This is a genomic window from Brevibacterium yomogidense (genome assembly GCF_016107685.1).
Lineage (GTDB): Bacteria > Actinomycetota > Actinomycetes > Actinomycetales > Brevibacteriaceae > Brevibacterium > Brevibacterium yomogidense.
The window spans coordinates 750,557-772,842 of the sequence record NZ_JABASY010000002.1 but is presented as its reverse complement, the minus strand read 5'-3'; the positions used below and the strand labels follow the sequence as shown (position 1 = coordinate 772,842).

Here is a 22,286-nt window from a genome sequence, read left to right as displayed (position 1 = left end):
GCACCAGGGCCGCACCCTCGTCGCGGTGTCCGACGCGTCCGTCGGCCCCTCACTTCCGCATCACACGCACCACAGGAGAGCAGCGATGGCCAATCTGCAGAAGCCCAGTCCCATGCCGTTCCACAAGTACCGGTCGTTCTACGACCGCATTCAGCTGGACATGCGCGATCGGACCTGGCCGGACCAGCGACTCACGAAGGCGCCGCGCTGGCTGAGCACGGATCTGCGTGACGGCAACCAGGCACTCATCGACCCCATGACACCGGACCGCAAGCGGCGGATGTTCGATCTGCTGGTCAAGCTGGGGTTCAAGGAGATCGAGGTCGGCTTCCCGGCCGCCAGCCAGCCCGACTTCGACTTCGTGCGGCAGATCATCGAAGAGGACGCGATCCCGGACGACGTCCGCATCAGCGTCCTCACACAGGCGCGCGAGGACCTCATCGAGCGCACCGTCGAAAGCCTCCGAGGGGCCCGCAAGCCCACCGTGCACCTCTACAACGCGACGGCACCGGTCTTCCGGAAGGTCGTGTTCGGGTTCGAGGGGGAGGGCTTCGACCAGACGCGCGACATCGCGCTGCGCGGCACGCAGGCGGTCATGAAGCACGCGGAGTCGATGCTGGGCGACGCGGACTTCGGCTACCAGTACTCACCGGAGATCTTCGTGGATACGGAACCGGAGTTCGCCGTCGACATCGTGGGCTCCGTCCTCGACATGTGGCAGCCGGCCGACGGCCGTGAGACCGTCGTCAACCTGCCGGCGACCGTGGAGCGGGGCACACCCAACGCGTACGCGGATCAGATCGAGTGGTTCATCCGGCAGATGCCGTACCGGGAGGACGTGGCGGTGTCGCTCCACCCGCACAACGACCGGGGGACCGGGGTCGCCGCCGCCGAAATGGGGCTGATGGCCGGCGCTGACCGTGTCGAGGGATGCCTGTTCGGCAACGGCGAGCGCACGGGCAACCTGGACCTCGTGACGGTGGCGATGAACCTGTACAGCCAGGGGATCGATCCGGAGCTCGACTTCTCGGACATCGACGAGGTGATCCACACGGTCGAGCACTGCAACCAGATCGGCGTGCACGAACGCCACCCGTACGGCGGCGATCTCGTCTTCACGTCGTTCTCCGGTTCGCACCAGGATGCGATCAACAAGGCGTTCGCGGACCGGGAGCTCAAGGCGCTGCGTGCGGGTGTCCCCGTCGACCAGATGGAATGGGACATGCCGTACCTCCCGGTCGATCCGAAGGACCTGGGCCGCTCGTACGAGGCGGTCATCCGGGTGAACTCGCAGTCCGGGAAGGGCGGCGTCACCTACCTCATCAAGAGCGAGCACGGTCTGGACATGCCCCGCCGCATGCAGGTGGAGTTCTCGAAGGTCGTCCAGTCGCGGACCGAGGCCGGCGGTGAGGTGAGCGCGAAGGAGATCTGGAGGATCTTCGCCGACGAGTACCTGCCGTCCGAAGAGGAAGAGACGGGCTGGGGCCGCTTCGAGCTCATGAGCCTCCGCACCGAATCGGTTCATCAAGAGGACGAGGACGCGGGTCGGTTCTCCGAGCGGATCGAGGCGTTCCTGCGCGTCGATGGACAGGAGCGGGTCTACGAAGGCCGCGGGAACGGCCCGGTCGACGCCCTCGTGTCGATCCTCAACGACCACTTCGACGCGGACATCCGTCTGCAGGACTACAGTGAGCACGCAGTGGGCACCGGGGCGGACACGAAGGCCGCCGCCTATGTCGAACTGGCCGTGGGCGACCGCGTACTGTGGGGCGCGGGTCTGCACCCCAACATCACGAAGGCGACGCTCAAGGCGATCATCTCCGCGGTGAACCGCGCCTCCCGCTGACAGCGTCTTCCACCCTCCCCGGGGCGGTGGTGACAATCCGTGTGATCGTCACCACCGCCTCGGCGGCTGTGGAGGCGTGCCTCCGGGGTTCTCGGTGCGGAGAGTGAGACAATCAGCCGGTGAAGTACTACCGGGATGAAGCGATCGTGCTGGGCGGGCACAAGTTGGGCGAGGCCGACCGCATCGTCGTGCTCCTCACCCGTGACCACGGCCTGGTGCGTGCGGTCGCGAAGGGCATCCGGCGGACGAAGTCGAAGTTCGGGTCCCGGCTGGAGCCCTTCATGTTCATCGACCTCCAAGCCCACGTCGGCCGGTCACTCGACGTGGTCACGCAGGTGGAGCTCAAGGAGCCGTTCGCCCGCGGCATCATGTCGGACTACGACGTCTACTCCGCGGCCACCGTGATGGCGGAGACCGCGCAGAAGCTCACGGAGGACGAACCGCGGACGCGGGGCCACTTCCTCCTGCTGCTATCCGCGATCCGCTCGCTGTGCAACCGGGAGCACCCGCCTCGTCAGAGCATGGACGCGTACCTGCTGCGTGCGATGTCGCTGGCAGGCTGGGCGCCGAGTCTCGTCGACTGCGCACAGTGCGGGATGCCGGGGCCCCACCGTGGGTTCTCCGCGGCGATGGGCGGCACCGTGTGCACGGACTGCCGTCCGGACGGCACCGCCCTCACCTCGACGGGCGCGGTCCAGCACCTCGCGGCGCTGCTGAGTGGGGACTGGGCGCGTGTCGCGTCGACAGCCGACCACACCGCGTTCGAGTCCTCGAGACTCGTCACGACCTACGTCCACTGGCACCTGGAACGCCGTGTGCGTTCCCTCAACGTCCTGGAGCGCACATGAGCTACCCCGCACCTCCGCCGCATCCGTCCGGTGCGCGTGCCCCGCAGATCGACCCGGCCTTCGTGCCCCGCCACGTCGCCGTCGTCATGGACGGGAACGGGCGGTGGGCGAACGACCGCGGTCTCCCGCGCACGGAGGGCCACAAAGCGGGGGAGGCGTCGCTGCTGGAGGTCATCCACGGCGCGATCGAGGTGGGCGTCGAATACCTGAGCGCCTACGCGTTCTCCACAGAGAACTGGAAGCGCTCCCCGGCAGAGGTCCGCTTCCTCATGGGCTTCAACCGTGACGTCATCCGCCGCCGTCGCGACGAGCTGCACGCACTGGGCGTGCGGATCGTCTGGTCGGGCAGACCCGGGCGGCTGTGGAAGTCCGTCATCCGCGAGCTGGAGGACGCGCAGGAGATGACGAAGGGCAACAAAGGCCTCATCCTGCAGTTCTGCGTGAACTACGGGGGCAGATCCGAACTGGTCGACGCGATGAAGGACGCTGCACGAGAAGTGGCGGCGGGACGGCTGTCGCCGGAGCGGCTGTCGGAGAAGACGATCGCCTCCCGGCTCTACTCTCCCGAGGTCCCCGACGTCGACCTGTTCCTCCGCTCGTCGGGTGAGCAGCGCACGTCGAACTTCCTCCTGTGGCAGTCCGCGTATGCGGAGATGGTGTTCCAGAACGTCCTGTGGCCGGATGTCGACCGGCGGACCCTGTGGGACGCGATCCTCGAGTACGCGGGACGCGATCGCCGGTTCGGCGGCGCGGTCGACGCGGTCGACGCGGTGACCCGACCATAGCGCTAAGGGCCAGCCGTAGCGGGAGGGGATTGTAGGGGCAGGGTTGCAGGAAGAAAAGCCCCTGGGTAGCGTCGAAGGCACCGGCCGGTCCTCGTCGAGGACAGCCGATGCAGCGGACCACCTGCGAGGTCGTCCGCTGGAGACCCGACAAGTGATGTACAGACACGAGTAATCGTATGTGTCGCACAAGGAGGGAGAACCTTTGACGATCACGGATACGAAGATCGCAGACCTTTACCCGACCCGCAGCGGTGAACGGACCGAAGTGCTCGACCGCCCCGGCCCCGTGGTTCACGGGACCGCCGCAGACGGGCCGATGGATGCGGAGACACTCCGGCACTACGAAGACAAGGGCTACCTGCTGATCGACCAGCTCATCACCCCGGCAGAGCTGGACGAGCTGCGTGCGGAGCTGAAGCGCCTGTCCACCGACCCGGATGCCCGGGCCGATGAGCGGACCATCGTGGAAGCGCAGTCGGACGAGGTGCGATCTGTCTTCGACGTCCACCGGACGAACGCGGTGGTGAAGAAGATCGCGAACGATCCGAGGATCGTCGCGCGCGCCGAACAGCTGCTGGGCTCACAGGTCTACATCCACCAGAGCCGGATCAACTACAAGCCGGGCTTCGTGGGCAAGGAGTTCTCCTGGCATTCGGACTTCGAGACCTGGCACGCTGAGGATGGGATGCCGGAACCGCGTGCGGTGAGCATCTCGATCTCGCTGACGGACAACTACTCGTTCAACGGTCCGCTCATGATCATGCCGGGCTCGCACAAGAAGTACATCTCGTGCGTGGGCGGCACCCCGGAGGACAACTACAAGCAGTCGCTCGTCATGCAGGGCGCCGGCACCCCGGATCCGCAGACCCTCACGGACTTCGCTGACGAGTACGGCATCGACGTGCTCGAGGGACGCGCCGGTGGGGCGATCATGTTCGACTCGAACTGCATGCACGCCTCCAACGGGAACGTCACACCGTTCGCCCGGTCGAACGTGTTCATCGTCTACAACTCGGTGGAGAACACGTGCGTCGAGCCGTTCGCCGCACCCGCACCGCGCCCGGAGTTCGTCGGCAGCACCGACTTCAGCCCGGCGGGCAGCTGACCCCTCGACCCAGGGGAGAAGATCCCCATGTCACAGGTGTGCCCCGGAGCATTGCGCTCCGGGGCACACCTGTGACATGCGATTCGCGCACAGCCGGGTCTTCAGCCTCACGTGGTCGCGCCAAAAGCCCAGCAGCATCCGATATCCCGTACTTGGTTCAGCAGTCGACGTAGCCCTCGGGGCTGTAGTCGCCGTAGATGCCGGACCCTTCGCACGTGTGTGGTGCGTGAGCCTCAGCCTCAGCTTCCTCCCTGGCTTGGCGGTCCCGGTCTTCCTGTTCCTCGAGCCATTCGAACTGTTCCCGTTCGCGTTGCCGCTCTGCCTCTGCACCCCGGCATTGGTAGGCGGGTCCATTGCAATGCCACCCATCAGGGAAGGTCTCTGCAGGCGGGACAGCAACAGGCGCAGGGGCGGGATCAGCGGTCACATGGTCCGCAGTCCAGGCGCCCACCAGGCCTGGTGCACCTCCGATCGTCACCGCGGGCTGCGGGACCATCTCGTTCACAGGCGACGCCTCGCTCGTCTGACATCCGGTCAAGGCAACGAAGAGCAGCGCGAGTGTGGCCAGCTGTCACCTCCTTATGACCCATTCGCGCCAATGGACAGTTGATGCGAGGGCCAACCATGGGCATCACACAGCTCAGGCGACGACCGGATCCCGATCAGGTAAGAGCCGCTCGTTGAAAGTGCCACAAAACTGCCACTCGCTTTCGCGAACAGGCTGAACGCGTCGAAGGTGCAAGGCGGCTCACCTGTCACATCAGAGCGCTCTGCTGTACGAGGAAACCCCCGCCTTCCCGGTGTTCACACGGGAGAGCGGGGGTTCTGCGTGGGTGCCCCCGGTCGGACTTGAACCGACGGCCAAAGGATTATGAGTCCTCTGCTCTAACCAGCTGAGCTACGGGGGCGGAGGTGCCCGGAGGTGTCACCACAGGTCACCAGCGAAGACCCAGGAGAACGAGTCCTCCCAGCGCCGGTGCCTATAGTACAATAACCGCATGCCGCCTCGGCACGGATCGTTGGGGAAGACGTATCCGCGAAGAGGAGGCAACAGATGGATATGACTCAGGGCGTACTGTTCGTCCACTCAGCACCTCGTGCGCTGTGCCCTCACATCGAATGGGCCGCGGGCGGGGCGATCGGCGCGCACGCGAAGTTCGACTGGACGGAGCAGCCCGCCGCACCCGGCATGTTCCGAGCAGAGATCTGCTGGAAGGCGCCGGCCGGTTCCGGTGCCCGCATCGCATCCGCGCTGCGCGGCTGGGACGGCCTGCGCTACGAAGTGACGGAAGAGCCCAGCGAAGGGGTGGATGGTGGCCGCTGGAGCCACACACCGGCGCTCGGCATCTACCACGCCGTGACGGATGCGCACGGCAACATCGTCGTGCCCGAAGACGTCATCCGCACCGTCATGGCGCGTACGGCGGGCGATCCGATCGAGATGTCGATCGAGATGGAGCGCGTGCTCGGCCAGGCATGGGACGACGAACTCGAATCGTTCCGCTATGCAGGAGACGGCGCACCCGTCCGCTGGCTCACGAAGGTCGGCTGACCGCCCCCGTCCCGACCATCTCGGACACCTCCTCCGCGGAAGCGGTGGCACCTCGACGACGCGGTGCCACCGCTTTGCCGCGCCGTGAGACCGGATAGGCTCGCCGCGTGACACCTCTCGCCCACTCTCGCGACCCTGTCGTCGGCCTCGACGAAGCGTCGGTCGTGTTTCACGGGTCGGTCCTCCTTCCACCGGTCTCCGCTGTTGCGCATCCGGGAGAAGCACTTGCGGTGACCGGAGGGAACGGCACCGGCAAGACCACACTCCTCACACTGCTGTGCGGACTCGCGACACCGACGACCGGAACGGTGCACGTGGAGGGGTGCGTCCCCGATGAGCGGTCACCCTCTTTCCGCCGGGCCGTGGCGGGGATGATCGGACTGCCGCCCTTCGCACGTGACCTCACCGTCCGCGAGCAGCTGCGGCTCGTCGCGCTGTCGTGGAGCGCCCGCTCGACAGGGCTGGGGACGCTTGGTCTGCTCGCGGATGACTGGCTCGAGCGTGTGGGCATCCCGCACCTGGCCGACCGATTCCCCCATGAGCTCTCCGCAGGACAGCTCCAGCTCGCGGGGCTCGCCCTCACGCTGATCCGCCCCTCGTCGCTCCTTGTCCTCGACGAGCCAGAACAACGGCTCGACAGCGAACGGTGCGCCCATGTCGCTGGCCTCCTGGCCGCACTGCGGGACGAAGGTCGCACCCTCGTCGTCGCCACCCATAGCGACGACATCGTCCGCACCGTCGGGACGAAGACCCTGGACCTGAGCTCGCGGTGACGGGTCCGCTCCGCCTTCCCGCGCGTGTGCGCCGAGCCGCTCGCCCCTCGGGGACGCCCGGTGACCGGTGGTCCGCGCTCTATGCTGTCGCGATCGTCACCCTCGTCATCGGCTTTCCGCTCGTCCGCTCCGGGGCGCACGCACTGACTCACCCCGAGGTCGTCCGGTTCCTCAGCGATCCGCCCTATGGGTCGCCGTCGCTGCTGCTCACCGTCGCTGTTGTGAGCGGGATCGTCGTAGGCGGCACGATCGGTCCCGCAGTGCTGCGGCCCTTCCTCACGGTCCACCTGGCGGGCAACCACCTGAGCCGTGCTCGCACGTTGCTGAGGCCCTTCCTCCTGGCTGCGGCGGGGGTCACTGCTGCCAGCGTGCTCCTCATGGGAGTCGTGGCATGGTCGCTGCGACTGTCCATCGGCTTGCCGTTCGGCAGCATCCTCGTCCAGTTGGGAGTCTCCGCCTGCGCGGGGTGGGTTGTGGCGGTGGCGTGGCTGTGCGGTCAGTCCCTCAGTGCGCCCACGCGAGCGATCAGCGCCGTTGTCGCCGCTGTGATCGGAGTCCTGCTCCCGCCTGTGTTCCCGCACGGACTCGCCGCTGATACAGGGCTGGATCAGCCGAGCCTGATCGGGCACGGCCTTGCTGCCTGGGGTGCCGTCGCAGTTCTGTCGGCCGCTTTGGTCCCTTGGCTGCTCACCCGTCTGCGCGGTCCGGAGCTGCTCGACCACGCTCAGCGGCGCGATGCTGCAGTGGCTGCCGGTTCCGTCGGCGAGGTGGGTCAGGCTCTCGCGACGTTCCGGCCCCTCCCGTGGTGCGGCAGACGCATCGAGACGATCCGGGAGGGTCTGCCGTTCCCCCTCGCGGTCGCCTACCGCGACGTGATCGGTGCGATGCGGACTCCTGCACGAGGTGCGACGGCCCTGGCCGGGACACTCACCACGGCCCTCCTGCTCGTCAGCGCGTTCGCGCTGCCAGTGGAGCTTGCGTGGGTGAGCGCGACGGCCGGAGGATTCCTGGGCTTCGCCTCCTTCGGAGCCATGAGCGACGGGTTCCGCAGCACAGTGGAAGGGGCCGGTCGACCGCGACTGTTCGGCGTCTCCTCCGCATCCCTGTTCCTCGCCCATTCCGTGATGCCCGCGAGCGTCGCGGTGCTGTCAGGGGTCGTCGCGAGCGTGGTCGGCGCGGCATCCGGCATCCCCTTCGTCGCGGGGGTGACCGCATGCGTCTGCGCAGGACTGCTCGTCCTCACACGCGCAGCGGACAGCGCCCGAGGCCCCCTGCCAGTTCGACTGCTCACCCCGATCCCCAGTCCGCTGGGCGATGCCGCTGGTGTGAGGGTCGTGATGTGGCAGATCGAAGGCACAGTGGTCTCGATCTGCGTCACCGTGGGATTCGTCTATGCGGCGCGGTTCACGCCCGTCGCGCTCGCGGCAGCGGTCGTCGTCGCGGTGATGCTGGTCCTGTGGACCGCACGACGGCTGCGCAGAGGGTGAGACGGCGTCGACCGGTCAGCCGACGTCCTGCGCCACCATCGCCTGGAGTCCCACACCGATCCGTCCCTGTCGATCCGACAGGACGTCGTGGACAATGCCGCCGTGCCCGCCCGCTGCGCGTGACGCCGCTTCCATCCGCAGCCATTCGCCCTCCAGGTCCCGCTCGAGGGCGACATGGAGGTCGCAGTTGATGAAGCGGTGCTTCGCCGGGTCGAGGGAGAACGTCACGCCGCCACCCGAATCGGCGAGGACCAGGACCCGCTGCCACGGTGAAGGATCCTCCCCGTCGACGAGTGCGTTGAGCTGCCGTCCCCACACGACCGTCTCGCCACGACCGCCGACACCGCCGGACACGAACCGCCATTCGACCGATCGCGCGTACCCGCTCGTGTCCGACCCGGGGATGACGGTTCCCGCGTGACGGGGCGCGTCCGTGGGGAAGTCGGTCGGTGCTGTCTCCCCGTCGGCTGCGAGGCGCGGGAAATCCTCCGGGGCACGCATGATCCGCCACGCGCGGGCGATGAGTGCGGGACGACCGTCATCGGCGGTCGCCTCCGCTTCGAGGAGCTCCATGGAGCGTCCGCCGCGAAGAGTCCGGACCGTGACCGTGAGGGGTGCGACGGGGACGGGCCCCAGGATGTCAGTCCGCACATCCGCCAAGCGCATCCCCTCGCGGGGAGCATGAACCTCCATCGCGCGGGCGAGGAGAGCTGAAGGCGGGCCTGCGTGCTGCGCGTCCGCCCTCCAGGGCCCGCTCGTGGCGCTCGTCGATTCGAAACGGTTCTCATCCACCTGCCGGTAGAACGGCTCCATGTGCACTCACTCCGTCGAGAGTCTTGAACGATTGTTCGGTCACGACGAGTCTGCCACAGGGCGGCACCACCATAGGATGGTGACGCCGTGGTTCCTCTGCCGACGAAGGTCCTCGTCCGTCCTTCCGTCCCGTCCTGAAAGGTGCCCTCTGTGCCCGAAGGCCATTCCGTCCATCGCATCGCCGCACGCTTCCGCTCCACGTTCGTGGGTGAGGTGATCCGTGCGTCGTCCCCTCAGGGACGCTTTGCCGACGGCGCCGCACTGCTGGAGGGGAAGGTCATGCAGGACTGCTACGCGGTGGGCAAGCAGATGTTCGCCCGTTTCGCCGACGACCTGCATCTGCGCGTGCATCTGGGCATCTACGGCGCCTGGGATTTCTCGACCCGCCTCACCGATGGGGAACCGGACACGGTCCGTGACGGGCAGACCGGTGAGTACGCGGACGCCGCGTCCGGTTCGATGGGCGCCCCGCGCGCTGCCCGGGTCGCGCGGGTCCGGGCGGGGGAGGAAGAGGTGACCGGCACCTCGGGAACGGAGGGTGTGTGGCCACCGGAACCGGTGGGTGCCGTGCGCGTCCGTCTCCTCACCGACCGCGTGTGTGCTGACCTGCGTGGGCCCACGGTGTGCGAGGTGATCACGCCCCCGGAGGCGGCGGCACACCTCGAGAGGTTGGGACCGGACCCCGCAGTCGACGGCAAGCGGCGCGGCTGGACCCGGTTCCGGGAGAAGGCCGCGCACCGGAGGACCCCCATCGGGTCGCTCCTCATGGACCAGTCGATGATCGCGGGAATCGGCAACATCTACCGCGCGGAGATGCTGTTCCGCGCCGGGATCGATCCCTACACGCGCACCGTGGACCTCGACGAGGCGCAGCTGCGCACGCTCTGGGACGACTGGTGCCGACTGCTGCCCGTCGGGATCGACACCGGCGTCATCGTGACCCGGACCGAACTGCGGGGACGGGCGAAGCAGGCGATGCTCGACTCCGTCGCGGACCGGCACCACGTATACGGGCGGGCGGGGGAGCCCTGCCGAGTGTGCGGCACGCCGATCAGCCTGGCAGACATGCAGGGGCGCAAGCTCTACTGGTGCGCAGGCTGCCAGCCCCGCTGACACGCATGCATGCCCGCAGGACGTCGCAGGACGTGAAACCCAGGATCAGCGCAGTGCGCGAATACGGCTCATGACGGACCGTGCGGCGTCGACGCAGGCGTAGCGGTCCGTCGTCACGTAGACGTCGTACTCCGTCCTGCCGTCCGCACCCGGTGCGGGTCGCCGCTTGCCGACAGTCATCCCCGACCAGTCCGGCCCCACGGTCACGACCGCGTACTCCTGGCCGAGCGGATCCGACGTGTCGACCGGACCGCCCCACGCGGCCGGGACAGGGGGAGTGTCGAAGCCGTTCGAGAGCATCACGGTGTACCCGACCTTCTCCGCGACCCGGGTGTACCTGTCGATGGTGGTGTCCTGCAGTGTCTCGCTGCCGGCGAAGACGCCGATGACGACCGCGGATTTCCCCGCGGTGAGCGTCCGCTCCTCGAGCGACGCGAGCTGTGCCTCCAGCATGACCCCGTCCATGACCATCGGATCCCGCCGCAGCGCCTGCGCGATCGTGAACGGCGTACCCTGCGCCGGCAGATTGCGTGTGTAGTGGGACGCGAGAGGATCCTCGCGGGCCGCGTCGACGGGGACGGGAGTGCGCGACGGGTTCCCGTAGTAGGGCCCCGTGCCGAAGCGGACGCCCATCGCCCGCGCGGTCAGCACGTCGGCCTCGTCGTTGATCCCGTCCGCGATGATGATCGCCTCAGTCCGCTCCACGTGCGCGTGGAGCAGGCGGATGAGCTCCGCGATGTGCTTCGGGTCGTCGATCCTCAGCACGTCGCGGTGCAGCATGACGACTGAGGGGTTCACCAGCGGGAGGAACGACGTCGTCGTGAGGTCCGCGCCGATCGACGACATTCCGATGCCCCAGCCCAGGGACCGTGCCTGGCGGACAGAGCGCATCGTCATCGCAGGCGCCATCGCCACCCGTTCCGGATGGAGGTGGAGGATCGCGGAGCGGTCGGGTTCCCCGGTGCGATCCTCGACGGTCACCAGCGACTGCGGTTCCGTCGTGAGCAGCAGCCGGTTGGACGGGGGCAGTTCGAGGGTCTCTGCCTCCCTCAGGGCGATCGAGCGGAGGGAGGAGTCGAAATCACCCGCGAGAGGGGACCCGCGGACCGCCCGGCGCAGCGCCACGAAGTCGTCCATGCCGAACGACGGGACTTCCGCGCTGCCATGGAAGACGCGATGGGCGATCACCGCATCCGTGTCGAGATCGACCACCGGAGAGAAGTAGGTGGTGATGAGACCGGAGCGGACGAGCCTCTCCAGGTCGAGGTCCGAATCGAGGCGCACAGCGGCATCGGTCGTTCCCACGTCGTCGTTCCCTTCAGGTGTCCGTCTCGAACGCCCATTCTCTCATGCGCTCCTCACGGGGAGGGGTGGTGGATGTCACATTCGTGTGACAAGTAAACCTGTTCTGTGACGTGTTCCGTGACGTGCAGTGCGGTCAGAAGCGCCGTTGGCCGGTGGGGTCAGGTGCGTCGCCGTCTACGACCCTGGACGAGGTCGACGACTCCTACCGCGCCCGCTGCCGCGACAACGGTCATGATGACCCCGAATCCCACGATGAAGGCAGTCATCCACCCGTACGAGGCGAGCACCGTGAACGTCACACCCGTGATCATCGCGATGCCGATCGACGTCCCGACACGCTGTCCGGTCTGCAGCACCCCGCCGGCCGATCCCGCGTACCGCAGCGGGACCTCCGACAGCGTCAGCGTCTGGTTGGGGCTGATGATGAGCGCTTGGCCGACCCCCAGGAGCGCGAGTGTGCCCAGCAGCCACCACTCGCTCGTCCCCACTGCGTAGTGGAGGGCGACCGCACCGATCGTGAGGCCGAGGCCGCTGAGCGCGAACGCGAAGCCCCACAGCACCAGCGGCCGTCCGATCCGGGTGATGTGACGGCCCGCGATGGGGGCGAAGATCGCACTCGCGATGGCGGAGGGGAGGCCGATGAGTCCAGCTGCGAGTGCCGTGTGGCCCAGCCCGGACTGCATCCAGAGGGCCAGCAGCACCCACACGCTCGTCATCCCGAGGAAGTAGATGCTCACGAGCAGGGTCCCGTTCGAGAACGAGCGGGTGCGGAACAGGTCGATGTCGACCATCGGCGGGTGGCCCTTCCGCTTGGACCGCTTCTCCCAGCGGACCCACACGACGACGAGGACGATCCCCACCGCCAGGGTCGACCAGATCCAGGCGCCGGCGTTCCTCTCGACGAAGGGTAGCATGACCAGCAGTGTGCCCAGACCGAGGAGCACGACGCCCACGGGGTCGAGGTCCGCGATCTTCTGCAGGCCGATGCTCACGCGGGAGGCCTGCGGGGTCTCTCCGACGGCTCCGCCGGCCTGGGCGCTCATGACGGCCGAGTTCGCGGGGCTGCTGCCGACTGCTGCGTGCCACGCCGACGGCGGCAGCCAGAGGAACGCCCCCACGATCGCGAGCGCCACGAACGGCACGTTCACGAGGAACGACGACCGCCAGCCCCATTCCGCACCGAACGCGGCCACGAGAGTGCCGCCGAGCACCGGTCCGATCGCCACCGACACACCGACGATGCCGCCGAACAGACCGAATGCGCGCCCGCGCTGTGCGCCGGCGAAGTACTGCTGGATGAGCCCTGTGACCTGTGGGTTGATGAAGCCGGAACCGAGCCCCATGACGACGCGGGCGATGTTGAGCGTGAGCGGGTCGGCTGCGAACCCGGCGACACACGAGCCGATGCCGAAGAGCAGGAGGCCTGCGACGAAGACCTTCCCGCGCCCGTAGATGTCACCCGCCCTGCCGGCCGCCACGAGGACCACGCCGAATGCGAGTGCGTATCCGGAGAGGATCCACTGGAGTGCGGCGGAACTCGCGTCGATCGACTGCTCGATCGACGGGAGGACGACGTTGACGATGGACACGCTCAGCAGGGACAGGAAGGCGACGATCAAGGACACGAGGAGGATGCGTCGCTGTTCCGTCGTGAAGCTCTCTGCACCCGCTGCTGAGGAAGCTGCGGCGGAATCTCTCACGCTCCCCTTATATGCCCTGTGGGCACAAGGGGCAACCGGGACAACTATTCTTGAGTCCATGCTCACACCGGCCGGACGCTTCGCACCCTCACCCAGCGGCGACCTCCACATCGGCAATGTGCGCACGGGCGTCGTCGCGTATCTGTGGGCTCGATGGTCAGGGCGTGCCTTCCGCTGGCGGACCGAGGACCTCGATCGCGTGCGCGAAGGGTCTGGGGAGCGTCAGCTGGAGGAGTTCCGCGGACTGGGGGTGCGCATCGACGGGGACGTCGTGACACAGTCGCACCGGACCGATCTGTATGCGTCGGCATGTGACGACCTCGCCGGTCGGGGACTCGTGTACGAGTGCTACTGCTCGCGCCGGGACATCCAGTCAGCACCGAGCGCTCCGCACGCGCCACCGGGCGCCTACCCGGGCACGTGTCGGCACCTCACGGAGGCGCAGCGGGGGGAGGCACGTGCGCGACTGGCGGCGGTCGGCCGTGCGCCGGCACTCAGGTTGGCGTCCGACGTGCGCGAGCACACGGTGGAGGACACGATGCTCGGCTCCGTCACGTCGCACGTCGACGACTTCGTCCTGCGGCGCGGCGACGGGGTATGGGCGTACAACCTCGCCGTCGTTGTCGATGACGCGGACATGGGCATCGACCAGGTGGTGCGCGGCGACGACCTCGCCTCCTCCGCACCGCGCCAGGCCCACCTCTGCGCACTGCTGCGTCTGCCGGTGCCGGAGTACGTCCACGTCCCCCTGGTGCTGGGGCCCACCGGTGCACGCCTGGCGAAACGGGACGGTGCCGTCACACCCGCACAGCTGGCCGTCCACGGGTTCGACCTGTGGGCCTGGATGGGGGAGTCGCTGGGCTTCGGCCCGTGGCGTGACATCGACGACGCGCTGATGCGCTTCGATCCGGCGCGGATGACGCATGAGGCGGTCGTGTTCGACCCGCCTCCGCTCACCGCCGCGGGGTGACGACGTCCCGGTAGATCTCTTCGAACCGGGCGATCGTCCGGCGGATGTCGTGAACCCGGACGAGCTCCTTCGACTCCTCACCCATCGCACGCCGCTGTGCCTCACTCGCCGTGAGGACACTCGTGAAGGCCCGCGCAAGATCGTCGACGTCCCGCGGGCGGAACAGGTGACCGTTGACACCGTCGCGCACGAGGTGCGGCAGAGCCACGGCGTCCGCGAGGACGACCGGCAGACCGGACGCGAGCGCCTCGAGCGTCGCGATCGACTGCAGCTCCGCCGTCGACGGCATGCAGAACAGCGTCGCCCGCCGGTATTCGGCGTCCAGCTGCGCGTCGCTCACCTTGCCCAGCACGTGCACACGATCCCCGACGCCGAGGTCCCGGGCCAGTCGCGGGAGCACCTCCTCCTGATCCCCTGCGCCGACGATCCGCGCCTCGAGTCCCAGTGCCGGGTCCGTCCGTGCGAGTGCCGTGACGATGTCCTGGGGCCGCTTCTCCTGCGACAGCCTCCCCACGAAGAGGACGGAGGGAGGGGATCCGGCTGAGGCCTCGGCGGCGGGGTCCACACCGTCGAACCGGGTGAGGTCGATTCCGCAGCTCACCGCCTCGACGGGCTGGTCGAAGCCGTTCTCCGTGAGGAGGTCGCTCGCCAGCTGCGTGGGCACCGTGATGTGGTCCGCCTCCTGGAAGCGGCTGCGGAGGTCTTTCCATGCCACCGATGCGGCGGCGTCGAGGACGGGGCGCGGGGCACGGACATACGGGCGGACGTTGTCCGGCATGAAGTGGTTCGTCGCGACGACGGGGATGTCCCGCTTCTTCGACAGCGACACGGCGTAGCGCCCGATGACGAAGTGCGCCTGCGTGTGGACGACGTCGGGTCTGATGTCGTCGAGCAGGCGGGACAGCGCGGGCGCCACCTGCCACGGCATGCAGATCATCCACGTGGGGTGCAGCGGCCAGTGATGGGAGCGCAGCCGGTGGACGCGCACCCCGCCCTCCCAGTCGTGCGAGGGGAGACCGGAGGCGGACGGCGCGACGACGTGGACCTCGTGGCCGGCAGAGGAGAGACCCGTGGCCAGCCGGTTCGCGAAAGCGGCCGCGCCGTTGATCTCCGGCGGGTAGGTCTCTGCTGCGACGAGGATGCGCAGGGGCCGCCCTGCAGTGGTGGGAGAGGCCGTGGAGTCAGGAACCGCGGGGTCAGGAGCCGGCACGATCGGACACCTCTTCCTGGGCCGACGGCCCTGTTGCAGGACCGTTTGCAGGACCGTGCTTGATCCGGGAGCGGCGCGCCTCGGCTTCGACGGCATCGGGATGGTGACGTGACAGGGAGAACACGGACACGCAGGCGAGCGCGCCGAACACACCCATCCCGACGAGCGACAGGACGGTGGCACCGGCGGCCTCGCCCAGGACGATGGAGCCCAGCAGCACCGCCACGATCGGGTCGATGACCGTGAGGCCTGCGATGACCATCTCCGGGGGGCCGGAAGCGTAGGACGATTGGACGAACCACGACCCGACGAGCCCCGAGGCCGCCAGCGCGACGGCGTTGAGCCACGGCAGCGTGGACAGGCCCTCCGCAAGTCCGACCGCGACGATGTGGGAGCTCACGACATGCATGTTCGTCGCGCAGAACGCGAAGAGGACCCCGGCACCCGTGATGAGGAGCAGCTGCCGAGGGTGGGAGACGACGATGATCGTCGTGAGACCCGCGAGGGCGAACACGAGCGCCGCGATCGCGAGTACGAGAGACTCCTGCGGGGTCGTCGGCGACGTCGTCGCGATGAGCGCCGACACCGTCACGAAGCCCGTGACGCCCACGATGCAGAGGGCCACCGTCAGCAGGATCCGTCGATCGATCGCGAGCCCCCGGTGAAAGACGCCCAGGAGGATCGAGATGACCAGGGAGAAGGCTCCGACGGGCTGGACGACCATGACGGGGGCGAGCGCCAGAGCGGTCACGTTGGCCACGATGCCGGCCGCCAGGATGACCAGCCCCCACACCCACTGCGCAGAGCCCAGCAGCCGCACGAGCGTCCGCAGTCTGAGCGCACCCTCGTCAGCGTGCAGGCCTGAGACACCCCGATGCTGGAGGAGCGCCCCGTAGGCGAGTGAGACGGCTGACAGGAAAGCCAGGCCGATGGCGAGAACAGTCATCGGCTCTACGATACTGAGTTCCCCTGAAGCGTTGCTGATGACGGGGCGGTGTCCTCGCTGTGACGTCCGGCACGGTGCGGCAGTCCGTTTTGCACTGCCGGGGGGCGGGTGATAATGTTTCAACTCGTGTTCGCAACGTCGAGCACTCTTCCTCCGTAGCTCAGTTGGCAGAGCATTCGACTGTTAATCGAAGGGTCGCTGGTTCGAGCCCAGCCGGGGGAGCACGCAGGGAAGGGGCGTCGTCCACACGGACGGCGCCCCTTTCGCGTTCCCCCCCCTTCCTCCCTCGCGTCCCGCCGCGTACCGTGGAGAAGAAGCAAGACAGCTTGCCATAGGAGGTGTACGCGATGCCGAAGACCACAGCACAGGGAGAACCGCGGAAGAACGAGATCCCGCAGACACTGGAGCGGTCCGACCAGGAAGCGCAGCGCACATGGGCGAAGACCTATGATTCCGCGATGGAGGAGTACGACGACGAGGAGCGCGCCGCCCGGACCGCCTGGTCGTCGCTCAAGCACACGCATGAGAAGGTCGGCGACCGCTGGCAGCCCAAGAAAGAGGCCGGGCCCTCCGATTCCCGTGCCGCGCACGGCAGGCGCAGCGGCGGGGGAGACACCGCCGGGGGAGTGAACGCGAACGCGTCGAAGGACGAGCTGTACTCGCAGGCGCAGGACCTGGGGATCGAAGGGCGGTCCTCGATGACGAAGGACGAACTCGTCGATGCTCTGAAGAGGGAGAGCGACCGCAGGACGAAGAACAGCGCCAGCTGAGCGCGCGGAACACCACGTGAGCAGGAAGGGGGCCGGTGCATGAGCACCGGCCCCCTGTCACGTCGTCACGCTGACGCTCAGACGCTTCTGAACGACACGACCGCGTTGTGCCCGCCGAACCCGAACGAGTTCGTGATCGCAGCGATGTCCCCGCTCGGAAGCTCAGCGGGCGTGTCGCGCACGATGTTGAGGTGCACGTCCGGGTCGACCGTCTGGATGTTGATGGTCGGCGGTGCCGTGCGCTCCTTGAGCGCCTTGACGGCGAACATGGCCTCGGCCGCGCCGGCACCGCCCAGCAGGTGGCCCGTCATCGACTTCGTCGCAGAGAACAGCGCCTCATCGACTCCGTCGCCCAGCAGCTTGTTCACCGCGATCGACTCGGGGATGTCGCCGACCGGTGTCGAGGTCGCATGCCCGTTGATGTGCTTGATGTCTGCAGGGTCGATGCCCGCGGATTCGATCGCGGTGCGCATCGCCCGGATCGACCCGGCGCCCTCCGGCTCACCGGCGGTGATGTGGTAGGCGTCGTTCGATGTCCCCCAGCCGGCGACCTCGGCGTAGATCTGGGCGCCGCGTGCGCGCGCGTGGTCCTCGCTCTCGAGGATGAGGGTCGCACCGCCTTCACCCATGACGAAGCCGTCGCGGTCAACGTCGAAGGGGCGCGACGCCGTCTCCGGCGAATCCGTGCGGCGGGACAGCGCCCGCATCGAGGAGAAGGCGGACAGAGTGATGGGGTGGACAGCGGCCTCAGCCCCACCGGCGATGACGACGTCCGCCTTGCCGGAGCGGATCATCTCGAAGGCCTGCCCGACGCTCTCTGTGGACGATGCGCAGGCGGACACGACCGTCTGGACGACCGCGCGGGCCTTGAACTCCATGCCGATCGCCGCTGCCGGTGCGTTCGGCATGAGCATGGGAACTGTCAGGGGCATGACGCGACGGGTGCCCTCTTCCTGCAGGGTGTCCCACGCGTCGAGCAGCGTCCAGACGCCGCCGATGCCGGTGGCCCACGACACCGCGAGGCGCTCGGGTTCGACATCCGGGGCTCCGGCGTCCTCCCACGCCTCACGTGACGCGATGAGTGCGAAGCGGCTGGCGGGATCCAGGCGCTTCGCCTCGACCTTCTTGAGCCGTTCCTCGACGACGTTGGGGGCGACGGTGGCTGCGAAATCGACGGGCAGTTCGTACTTCTCAGCCCAGTCGTTGTCGAGGGTGCGGGCGCCGCTGGTGCCCGCAAGCGCAGCCTGCCATGTCTCCTGGGCCGTCGAGCCCAGGGGCGTGACGGCACCGATGCCGGTGACGACGACAGTGGATGTCATTGTGAGAAACCTCGTCGAATCGTTGAGTGGGGCCTCCGCGGGGCCGGGGTCGCCGACCCCGCGGAAAGGGAGGTGATCAGGCCTGCTGGGCCTTCACGATGTAGTCGACTGCGTCCTGGACCGTGACGAGGTCCTTCACGTCGTCGTCCGGGATCTTCACGCCGAACTTCTTCTCAGCGTTCACGACGATGGTCATCATCGAGATGGAGTCGATGTCGAGGTCGTCCGTGAACGACTTGCCGGCTTCGACGGCGTCCGTCTCAAGGCCGGTCTCCTCGTTGACGATCTCTGCCAGTCCGGCGAGGACGTCAGCTTCGCTGTGTGCCATTTTCTATCCTTCTCTCTTCTTCCCGCCGGGGGCTTGTGGACCACCGCGACGGCTTGCAGGAAACGTGATTCGACGACGATCCCAGCGTGATCTTACGTCATGGTCGGACGTCTCTCAGGGGAGGACGACGACCTGCGCGCCGTAGACCAGGCCCGCCCCGAACCCGATCTGCAGGGCGAGCTTGCCGTGCAGGTCCGGGTTCTCGCGGAGCAGGCGCTCCGTGGCGAGCGGGATGGACGCGGACGACGTGTTGCCGTTCTCCGCGATGTCACGACCGATGATCACCGACTCCGGCAGTTTGAGCTGCTTCGACAGCTCGTCGATGATCCGCATGTTCGCCTGGTGCGGGATGAACGCGGCCAGATCTTCCGGCCCGATGCCGGCGGCGTCGAGCGCCTGCTGAGCGACCTCTGCCATCTCCCAGACGGCCCACCGGAAGACGCTGGGCCCGTCCTGTCGCAGGGTGGGGAATGGTGCCTCGGCGTCCTTCTTCATGTCGAGGAAGGAGTTGGTGACGCGGATAGTCTCCCAGTTCTCCCCCTTCGAGCCCCAGACGCTCTGTCCGATCCCCGGTGTGTCCGAGGAGGACACGATGACCGCGCCAGCGCCGTCGCCCAGGAGGAAGGAGATCGAGCGGTCCGTCGGGTCGACGAAGTCGGAGAGCTTCTCCGCGCCGATCACCAGGACGTTGTCCATGACGCCCGAACGCACGAGACCGTCCGCCTGAGCGATCGCGTAGCAGTAGCCGGCGCACGCGGCGGAGATGTCCCAGGCGGGGACGGGGCCGGTGCCCAGACGCTCTGTGAGTGCTGACGCAGCAGACGGGGTCGGGTATCCGAACGTCACGGTGGCGATGATGATCCCGCCCACGTCACCGGGCTTGATCCCGGCGTTCGCGATCGCTTCGGACGCCGCTTCTTCGGACATGTCGAGCACGCCCACGTCCGCACCGGCGCGGTGGCGGGTCACGATGCCCGTGCGCTGGCGGATCCATTCGTCGGAGGAGTCGATCGGGCCGACGAGTGCCTCGTTGGGCACCGCGTGCTCCGACCGGTATCCGCCGATCCCGGAGATCCGCGAGTACGACGAGGCGGGGGTTGTCTTGAGTGTGGTCACTGGGGGAGTCCTTCCCGGAAGGTGTGGTCTCAGGCGCCCGCGTGGGCGCGTACGAATTCGCGGGCAGCGTCGATGTCGTCGGCCGACTTCACGGGGAAGACCTCGACGCCCTTCATGGCACGCTTGGCAAGTCCGGTGAGGGTTCCGCCCGGCACCAGCTCGAGGATCCCCGTCACGCCGGAGTCGACGAGCGTCTGCTGGCAGAGGTCCCAGCGGACGGGATTCGTCACCTGGGACACGAGCAGATCGAGATACCGGGGGCCCGAAGCGACGGCGGTCCCGTCCGCGTTCGTGAGGATCGTCACCGTCGGGTCCTGCGGCGCGAGCGTCCCCGCCGTCGCAGCGACGGCTTCTGACGCGGGTGCCATGAACGAGGTGTGGAAGGCACCGGCGACCTTGAGCGGGATGACGCGGGCGCGCTCCGGCGGATTGTCCGCGAACGCGTCGATGCGGTCCTTCGCGCCTGCGGCGACCGTCTGGCCACCACCGTTCACGTTGGCGGGTTCGAGACCAGCGTCGGTGATGGCGGCGAGCACATCGTCGGGATCACCGCCGACGACCGCGGCCATGCCTGACGGGGCCGCTGCCGCAGCGGCGGCCATGGCGGCTCCGCGCGCCTGCACGAGGGTCATGGCCTGCGCGGGGGAGAGGATGCCCGCGATCGCGGCAGCCCCCAGCTCACCGACGCTGTGGCCGGCGACGGCGTCGGTCGACAGCTCATCACCGAAGATCTCCGTGTAGGACGCGATCGCGGCGGCCACGAGCAGCGGCTGAGCGATCGAGGTGTCCGTGATGGTGGCGTCGTCGGAGGTCGTCCCGTGAATGCGCAGATCGATCCCGGACGCTTCCGCGAGCGAGTCGAATGAGGTGGCGAACCCGGGGAGTTCGAGCCAGGACGTGAGGAATCCGGCCTTCTGAGCGCCCTGTCCAGGGCATGCGGTGACTAGCACGAGCAGTGATATCCCATCGTTCGATTCAATAGTGCAGACTACGACAGCTGTCAGGATCCTGGAGAGGGTTTGTGGGGTGGCGATAACTGTCCCACCGTGGACAGTCGACCGAACACCAAGGCGATGCGGATGACGAACGCGGCGCGGGAGTCCGTGGGGTCGTGCCCGATGAGCCCCGTGATCTTCTTCAGGCGGTACCGGACGGTGTTCGGGTGGACATGGAGCGACCGACCGGTCGCCTCGAGTGATCCCCCGCGGTCGAGGTAGGAGGCGACTGTCTCCAGGAGGCTCCCGCTGCCCGCCGCAAGAGGGGCGTACACGTCGTCGATGAGTGCCGATACGGCAGTGCGGTCGCCGGCGATGGCCCGTTCGGGGAGGAGATCGTCGGCGTTCACCGGCCGCGGGGTGGATTGCCACGCGGAGGCGGTCCGCAGTGCCCAGAGCGCGGAGGCCGCTGACGTCCCCGCTTCCGCCAGCGACGACACTTCCGGCCCCACCACCACATCGGACGGCCCGTAGTAGTGGGAGAGGGACTGGGCTGCGGCGTCGAGGTCGTCGCTGCCGCCCAGGACGATGAGCAGGCGGTCGTCGTGGATCCCCACGAGCACGTCCTCTGCCCACGTGCGGGCCGCACGACGGATCTCGGAGATGCTCTTGTGCGCCGACCGGCGCGGAGCGCGGCCGATGAGGACCGCGACGCTGCCCTGGGACTGCCATCCGAACGCCGCGGACCTGCTGGCGAGTTCGTCGACGGAGTCGCCGCGGACCAGTGCATCGATCACCATCGCCTCCAGGCGTGCGTCCCCGCTGCCGCGGGCCTCTGCGGCCCGCGCGTAGATGTCCGCGGCGGCGAAGGCGATCTCCCGCGAATAGACGAGGACGGCTTCCTTGAGCTCCGGCTGCTCCTGCGACTGCGCGAGGTCCGGCACACGCTCCTCGACGACCTGGACGACGACCCGCAGCAGCTGCAGCGTCTGCTGCAGGGAGACGGACCGGACGAGTTCTCGAGGGGCCGACCGGAACACGTCCAGCACCCCTCGCAGGGGAGTGGTCGGGTCCTGGTACCACGCGATGAACGAGGAGATGCCGGACTTCGCGACCACCGACACCCATTGTCGGTCGGCCGGATCCATGCTCCGGAACCAGGCGAGCTGCGCGTCCAGGCGCTGTGTGACGACCGTGCCCAGCTGCTCTTCACGGGCTTGGAGTCTGCGAGCGGTGTCGGTGCGCCCGGGGGAGGCCTTGTGGGGCGGTTTCGATGCCAGCATGAGGGTCACACTATCGTGTGTCGGCCCCTACTGCGTTGTGGACACTCGACAAAGCGGGTGGGAATGCGGACGGGGGCCGACA

The 22,286-nt window shown here is 68.0% G+C and carries 20 protein-coding genes and 2 tRNA genes; 11 read left to right on the top strand and 11 right to left on the bottom strand.

The window, feature by feature from the left end; genetic code table 11:
• Positions 1-85: 85 nt before the first annotated feature.
• The 4 genes from leuA to thpD all read left to right on the top strand — a co-directional run bounded on the left by leuA (position 86) and on the right by thpD (position 4,584).
• Entirely contained in the window at positions 86-1,846 is a 1,761-nt protein-coding gene (gene leuA, locus JFC09_RS07860) for a 2-isopropylmalate synthase (protein ID WP_198393407.1), read from the top strand.
• A 119-nt stretch (positions 1,847-1,965) separates the two neighbouring features.
• Complete coding sequence (recO, locus tag JFC09_RS07855) at positions 1,966-2,694, top strand: DNA repair protein RecO (RefSeq protein ID WP_198393406.1); 729 nt, start codon at positions 1,966-1,968, stop codon at positions 2,692-2,694.
• Positions 2,691-3,479 carry an isoprenyl transferase gene (locus JFC09_RS07850; protein ID WP_198393405.1) on the top strand — a complete coding sequence of 263 codons (789 nt, stop codon included), beginning with the start codon at positions 2,691-2,693 and terminating at the stop codon, positions 3,477-3,479. Before recO ends, JFC09_RS07850 begins: the two co-directional genes overlap by 4 nt.
• 202 nt (positions 3,480-3,681) lie before the next feature.
• A complete protein-coding gene (gene thpD, locus JFC09_RS07845) occupies positions 3,682-4,584 on the top strand; it encodes an ectoine hydroxylase (RefSeq protein ID WP_232483230.1) in 903 nt (300 codons plus the stop codon).
• A gap of 834 nt (positions 4,585-5,418) precedes the next feature.
• Here thpD and JFC09_RS07840 read toward each other — a convergent pair.
• Positions 5,419-5,492: transfer RNA gene (locus tag JFC09_RS07840), tRNA-Ile, on the bottom strand.
• Between the two features lie 152 nt (positions 5,493-5,644).
• On the opposite strand from JFC09_RS07840, the gene JFC09_RS07835 reads away from it, so the two are divergent.
• From JFC09_RS07835 to JFC09_RS07825, 3 genes are all read left to right on the top strand, one after another.
• On the top strand, positions 5,645-6,136 hold the full coding sequence (locus JFC09_RS07835; RefSeq protein ID WP_198393584.1) for a DUF3145 domain-containing protein: 492 nt from the start codon (positions 5,645-5,647) through the stop codon (positions 6,134-6,136).
• A gap of 107 nt (positions 6,137-6,243) precedes the next feature.
• Positions 6,244-6,909 carry an ABC transporter ATP-binding protein gene (locus JFC09_RS16685; RefSeq protein ID WP_198393404.1) on the top strand — a complete coding sequence of 222 codons (666 nt, stop codon included), beginning with the start codon at positions 6,244-6,246 and terminating at the stop codon, positions 6,907-6,909.
• A complete protein-coding gene (locus JFC09_RS07825; protein ID WP_198393403.1) occupies positions 6,906-8,396 on the top strand; it encodes a hypothetical protein in 1,491 nt (496 codons plus the stop codon). The genes JFC09_RS16685 and JFC09_RS07825 overlap by 4 nt, the downstream gene beginning before the upstream one ends.
• 15 nt (positions 8,397-8,411) lie before the next feature.
• Here the strand turns inward: JFC09_RS07825 and JFC09_RS07820 are convergent, their stop codons facing one another.
• Positions 8,412-9,209, bottom strand: coding sequence for a thioesterase family protein (locus JFC09_RS07820; RefSeq protein WP_198393402.1), 798 nt, complete (start codon positions 9,207-9,209; stop codon positions 8,412-8,414).
• 150 nt (positions 9,210-9,359) lie between these two features.
• On the opposite strand from JFC09_RS07820, the gene JFC09_RS07815 reads away from it, so the two are divergent.
• Positions 9,360-10,322: an Fpg/Nei family DNA glycosylase gene (locus JFC09_RS07815; RefSeq protein ID WP_198393401.1), complete on the top strand. Its 963-nt coding sequence runs from the start codon at positions 9,360-9,362 to the stop codon at positions 10,320-10,322.
• Positions 10,323-10,367: 45 nt separating this feature from the next.
• Here the strand turns inward: JFC09_RS07815 and JFC09_RS07810 are convergent, their stop codons facing one another.
• Both JFC09_RS07810 and JFC09_RS07805 read right to left on the bottom strand, forming a co-directional pair.
• On the bottom strand, positions 10,368-11,627 hold the full coding sequence (locus tag JFC09_RS07810; protein WP_198393400.1) for an EAL domain-containing protein: 1,260 nt from the start codon (positions 11,625-11,627) through the stop codon (positions 10,368-10,370).
• Between the two features lie 158 nt (positions 11,628-11,785).
• Positions 11,786-13,327 carry an MFS transporter gene (locus JFC09_RS07805; protein ID WP_332839695.1) on the bottom strand — a complete coding sequence of 514 codons (1,542 nt, stop codon included), beginning with the start codon at positions 13,325-13,327 and terminating at the stop codon, positions 11,786-11,788.
• Between the two features lie 58 nt (positions 13,328-13,385).
• Here JFC09_RS07805 and gluQRS point away from each other — a divergent pair, with 58 nt between their 5' ends.
• Complete coding sequence (gene gluQRS, locus JFC09_RS07800) at positions 13,386-14,297, top strand: tRNA glutamyl-Q(34) synthetase GluQRS (RefSeq protein ID WP_198393398.1); 912 nt, start codon at positions 13,386-13,388, stop codon at positions 14,295-14,297.
• On the opposite strand, the gene JFC09_RS07795 is transcribed toward gluQRS, so the two are convergent.
• Together JFC09_RS07795 and JFC09_RS07790 are read right to left on the bottom strand one after the other, a co-directional pair.
• The gene (locus JFC09_RS07795) at positions 14,281-15,507 is read right to left on the bottom strand and encodes a glycosyltransferase (protein WP_332839694.1); all 1,227 of its coding nucleotides are present in this window, start codon (positions 15,505-15,507) and stop codon (positions 14,281-14,283) included. The two genes, gluQRS and JFC09_RS07795, sit on opposite strands and share 17 nt — an antisense overlap.
• Positions 15,494-16,453, bottom strand: coding sequence for a DMT family transporter (locus tag JFC09_RS07790; RefSeq protein ID WP_198393396.1), 960 nt, complete (start codon positions 16,451-16,453; stop codon positions 15,494-15,496). The genes JFC09_RS07795 and JFC09_RS07790 overlap by 14 nt, the downstream gene beginning before the upstream one ends.
• A gap of 149 nt (positions 16,454-16,602) precedes the next feature.
• On the opposite strand from JFC09_RS07790, the gene JFC09_RS07785 reads away from it, so the two are divergent.
• Positions 16,603-16,675: transfer RNA gene (locus tag JFC09_RS07785), tRNA-Asn, on the top strand.
• 125 nt (positions 16,676-16,800) lie between these two features.
• On the top strand, positions 16,801-17,223 hold the full coding sequence (locus JFC09_RS07780; protein ID WP_198393395.1) for a ChaB family protein: 423 nt from the start codon (positions 16,801-16,803) through the stop codon (positions 17,221-17,223).
• Between the two features lie 77 nt (positions 17,224-17,300).
• Here JFC09_RS07780 and JFC09_RS07775 read toward each other — a convergent pair whose 3' ends face one another.
• The 5 genes from JFC09_RS07775 to JFC09_RS07755 form a co-directional block, all read right to left on the bottom strand.
• A complete protein-coding gene (locus JFC09_RS07775; protein ID WP_198393394.1) occupies positions 17,301-18,542 on the bottom strand; it encodes a beta-ketoacyl-[acyl-carrier-protein] synthase family protein in 1,242 nt (413 codons plus the stop codon).
• A gap of 76 nt (positions 18,543-18,618) precedes the next feature.
• Complete coding sequence (locus JFC09_RS07770) at positions 18,619-18,870, bottom strand: acyl carrier protein (RefSeq protein WP_198393393.1); 252 nt, start codon at positions 18,868-18,870, stop codon at positions 18,619-18,621.
• Between the two features lie 114 nt (positions 18,871-18,984).
• Positions 18,985-19,986: a beta-ketoacyl-ACP synthase III gene (locus JFC09_RS07765; RefSeq protein WP_198393392.1), complete on the bottom strand. Its 1,002-nt coding sequence runs from the start codon at positions 19,984-19,986 to the stop codon at positions 18,985-18,987.
• A gap of 29 nt (positions 19,987-20,015) precedes the next feature.
• A complete protein-coding gene (locus JFC09_RS07760; protein WP_198393391.1) occupies positions 20,016-20,936 on the bottom strand; it encodes an ACP S-malonyltransferase in 921 nt (306 codons plus the stop codon).
• A 50-nt stretch (positions 20,937-20,986) separates the two neighbouring features.
• The gene (locus tag JFC09_RS07755) at positions 20,987-22,204 is read right to left on the bottom strand and encodes a PucR family transcriptional regulator (RefSeq protein WP_198393390.1); all 1,218 of its coding nucleotides are present in this window, start codon (positions 22,202-22,204) and stop codon (positions 20,987-20,989) included.
• Between the last annotated feature and the right edge of the window lie 82 nt (positions 22,205-22,286).

Coding starts and splice junctions, on each gene's coding strand:
- JFC09_RS07850 (WP_198393405.1), top strand. CDS start 2,691: ATGAGCTACCCCGCACCTCCGCCGCATCCGTCCGGTGCGCGTGCCCCG.
- gluQRS (WP_198393398.1), top strand. CDS start 13,386: ATGCTCACACCGGCCGGACGCTTCGCACCCTCACCCAGCGGCGACCTC.
- JFC09_RS07755 (WP_198393390.1), bottom strand. CDS start 22,204: ATGCTGGCATCGAAACCGCCCCACAAGGCCTCCCCCGGGCGCACCGAC.
- JFC09_RS07790 (WP_198393396.1), bottom strand. CDS start 16,453: ATGACTGTTCTCGCCATCGGCCTGGCTTTCCTGTCAGCCGTCTCACTC.
- JFC09_RS07770 (WP_198393393.1), bottom strand. CDS start 18,870: ATGGCACACAGCGAAGCTGACGTCCTCGCCGGACTGGCAGAGATCGTC.
- leuA (WP_198393407.1), top strand. CDS start 86: ATGGCCAATCTGCAGAAGCCCAGTCCCATGCCGTTCCACAAGTACCGG.
- JFC09_RS07820 (WP_198393402.1), bottom strand. CDS start 9,209: ATGGAGCCGTTCTACCGGCAGGTGGATGAGAACCGTTTCGAATCGACG.
- JFC09_RS07780 (WP_198393395.1), top strand. CDS start 16,801: ATGCCGAAGACCACAGCACAGGGAGAACCGCGGAAGAACGAGATCCCG.
- JFC09_RS07775 (WP_198393394.1), bottom strand. CDS start 18,542: ATGACATCCACTGTCGTCGTCACCGGCATCGGTGCCGTCACGCCCCTG.
- JFC09_RS07835 (WP_198393584.1), top strand. CDS start 5,645: ATGACTCAGGGCGTACTGTTCGTCCACTCAGCACCTCGTGCGCTGTGC.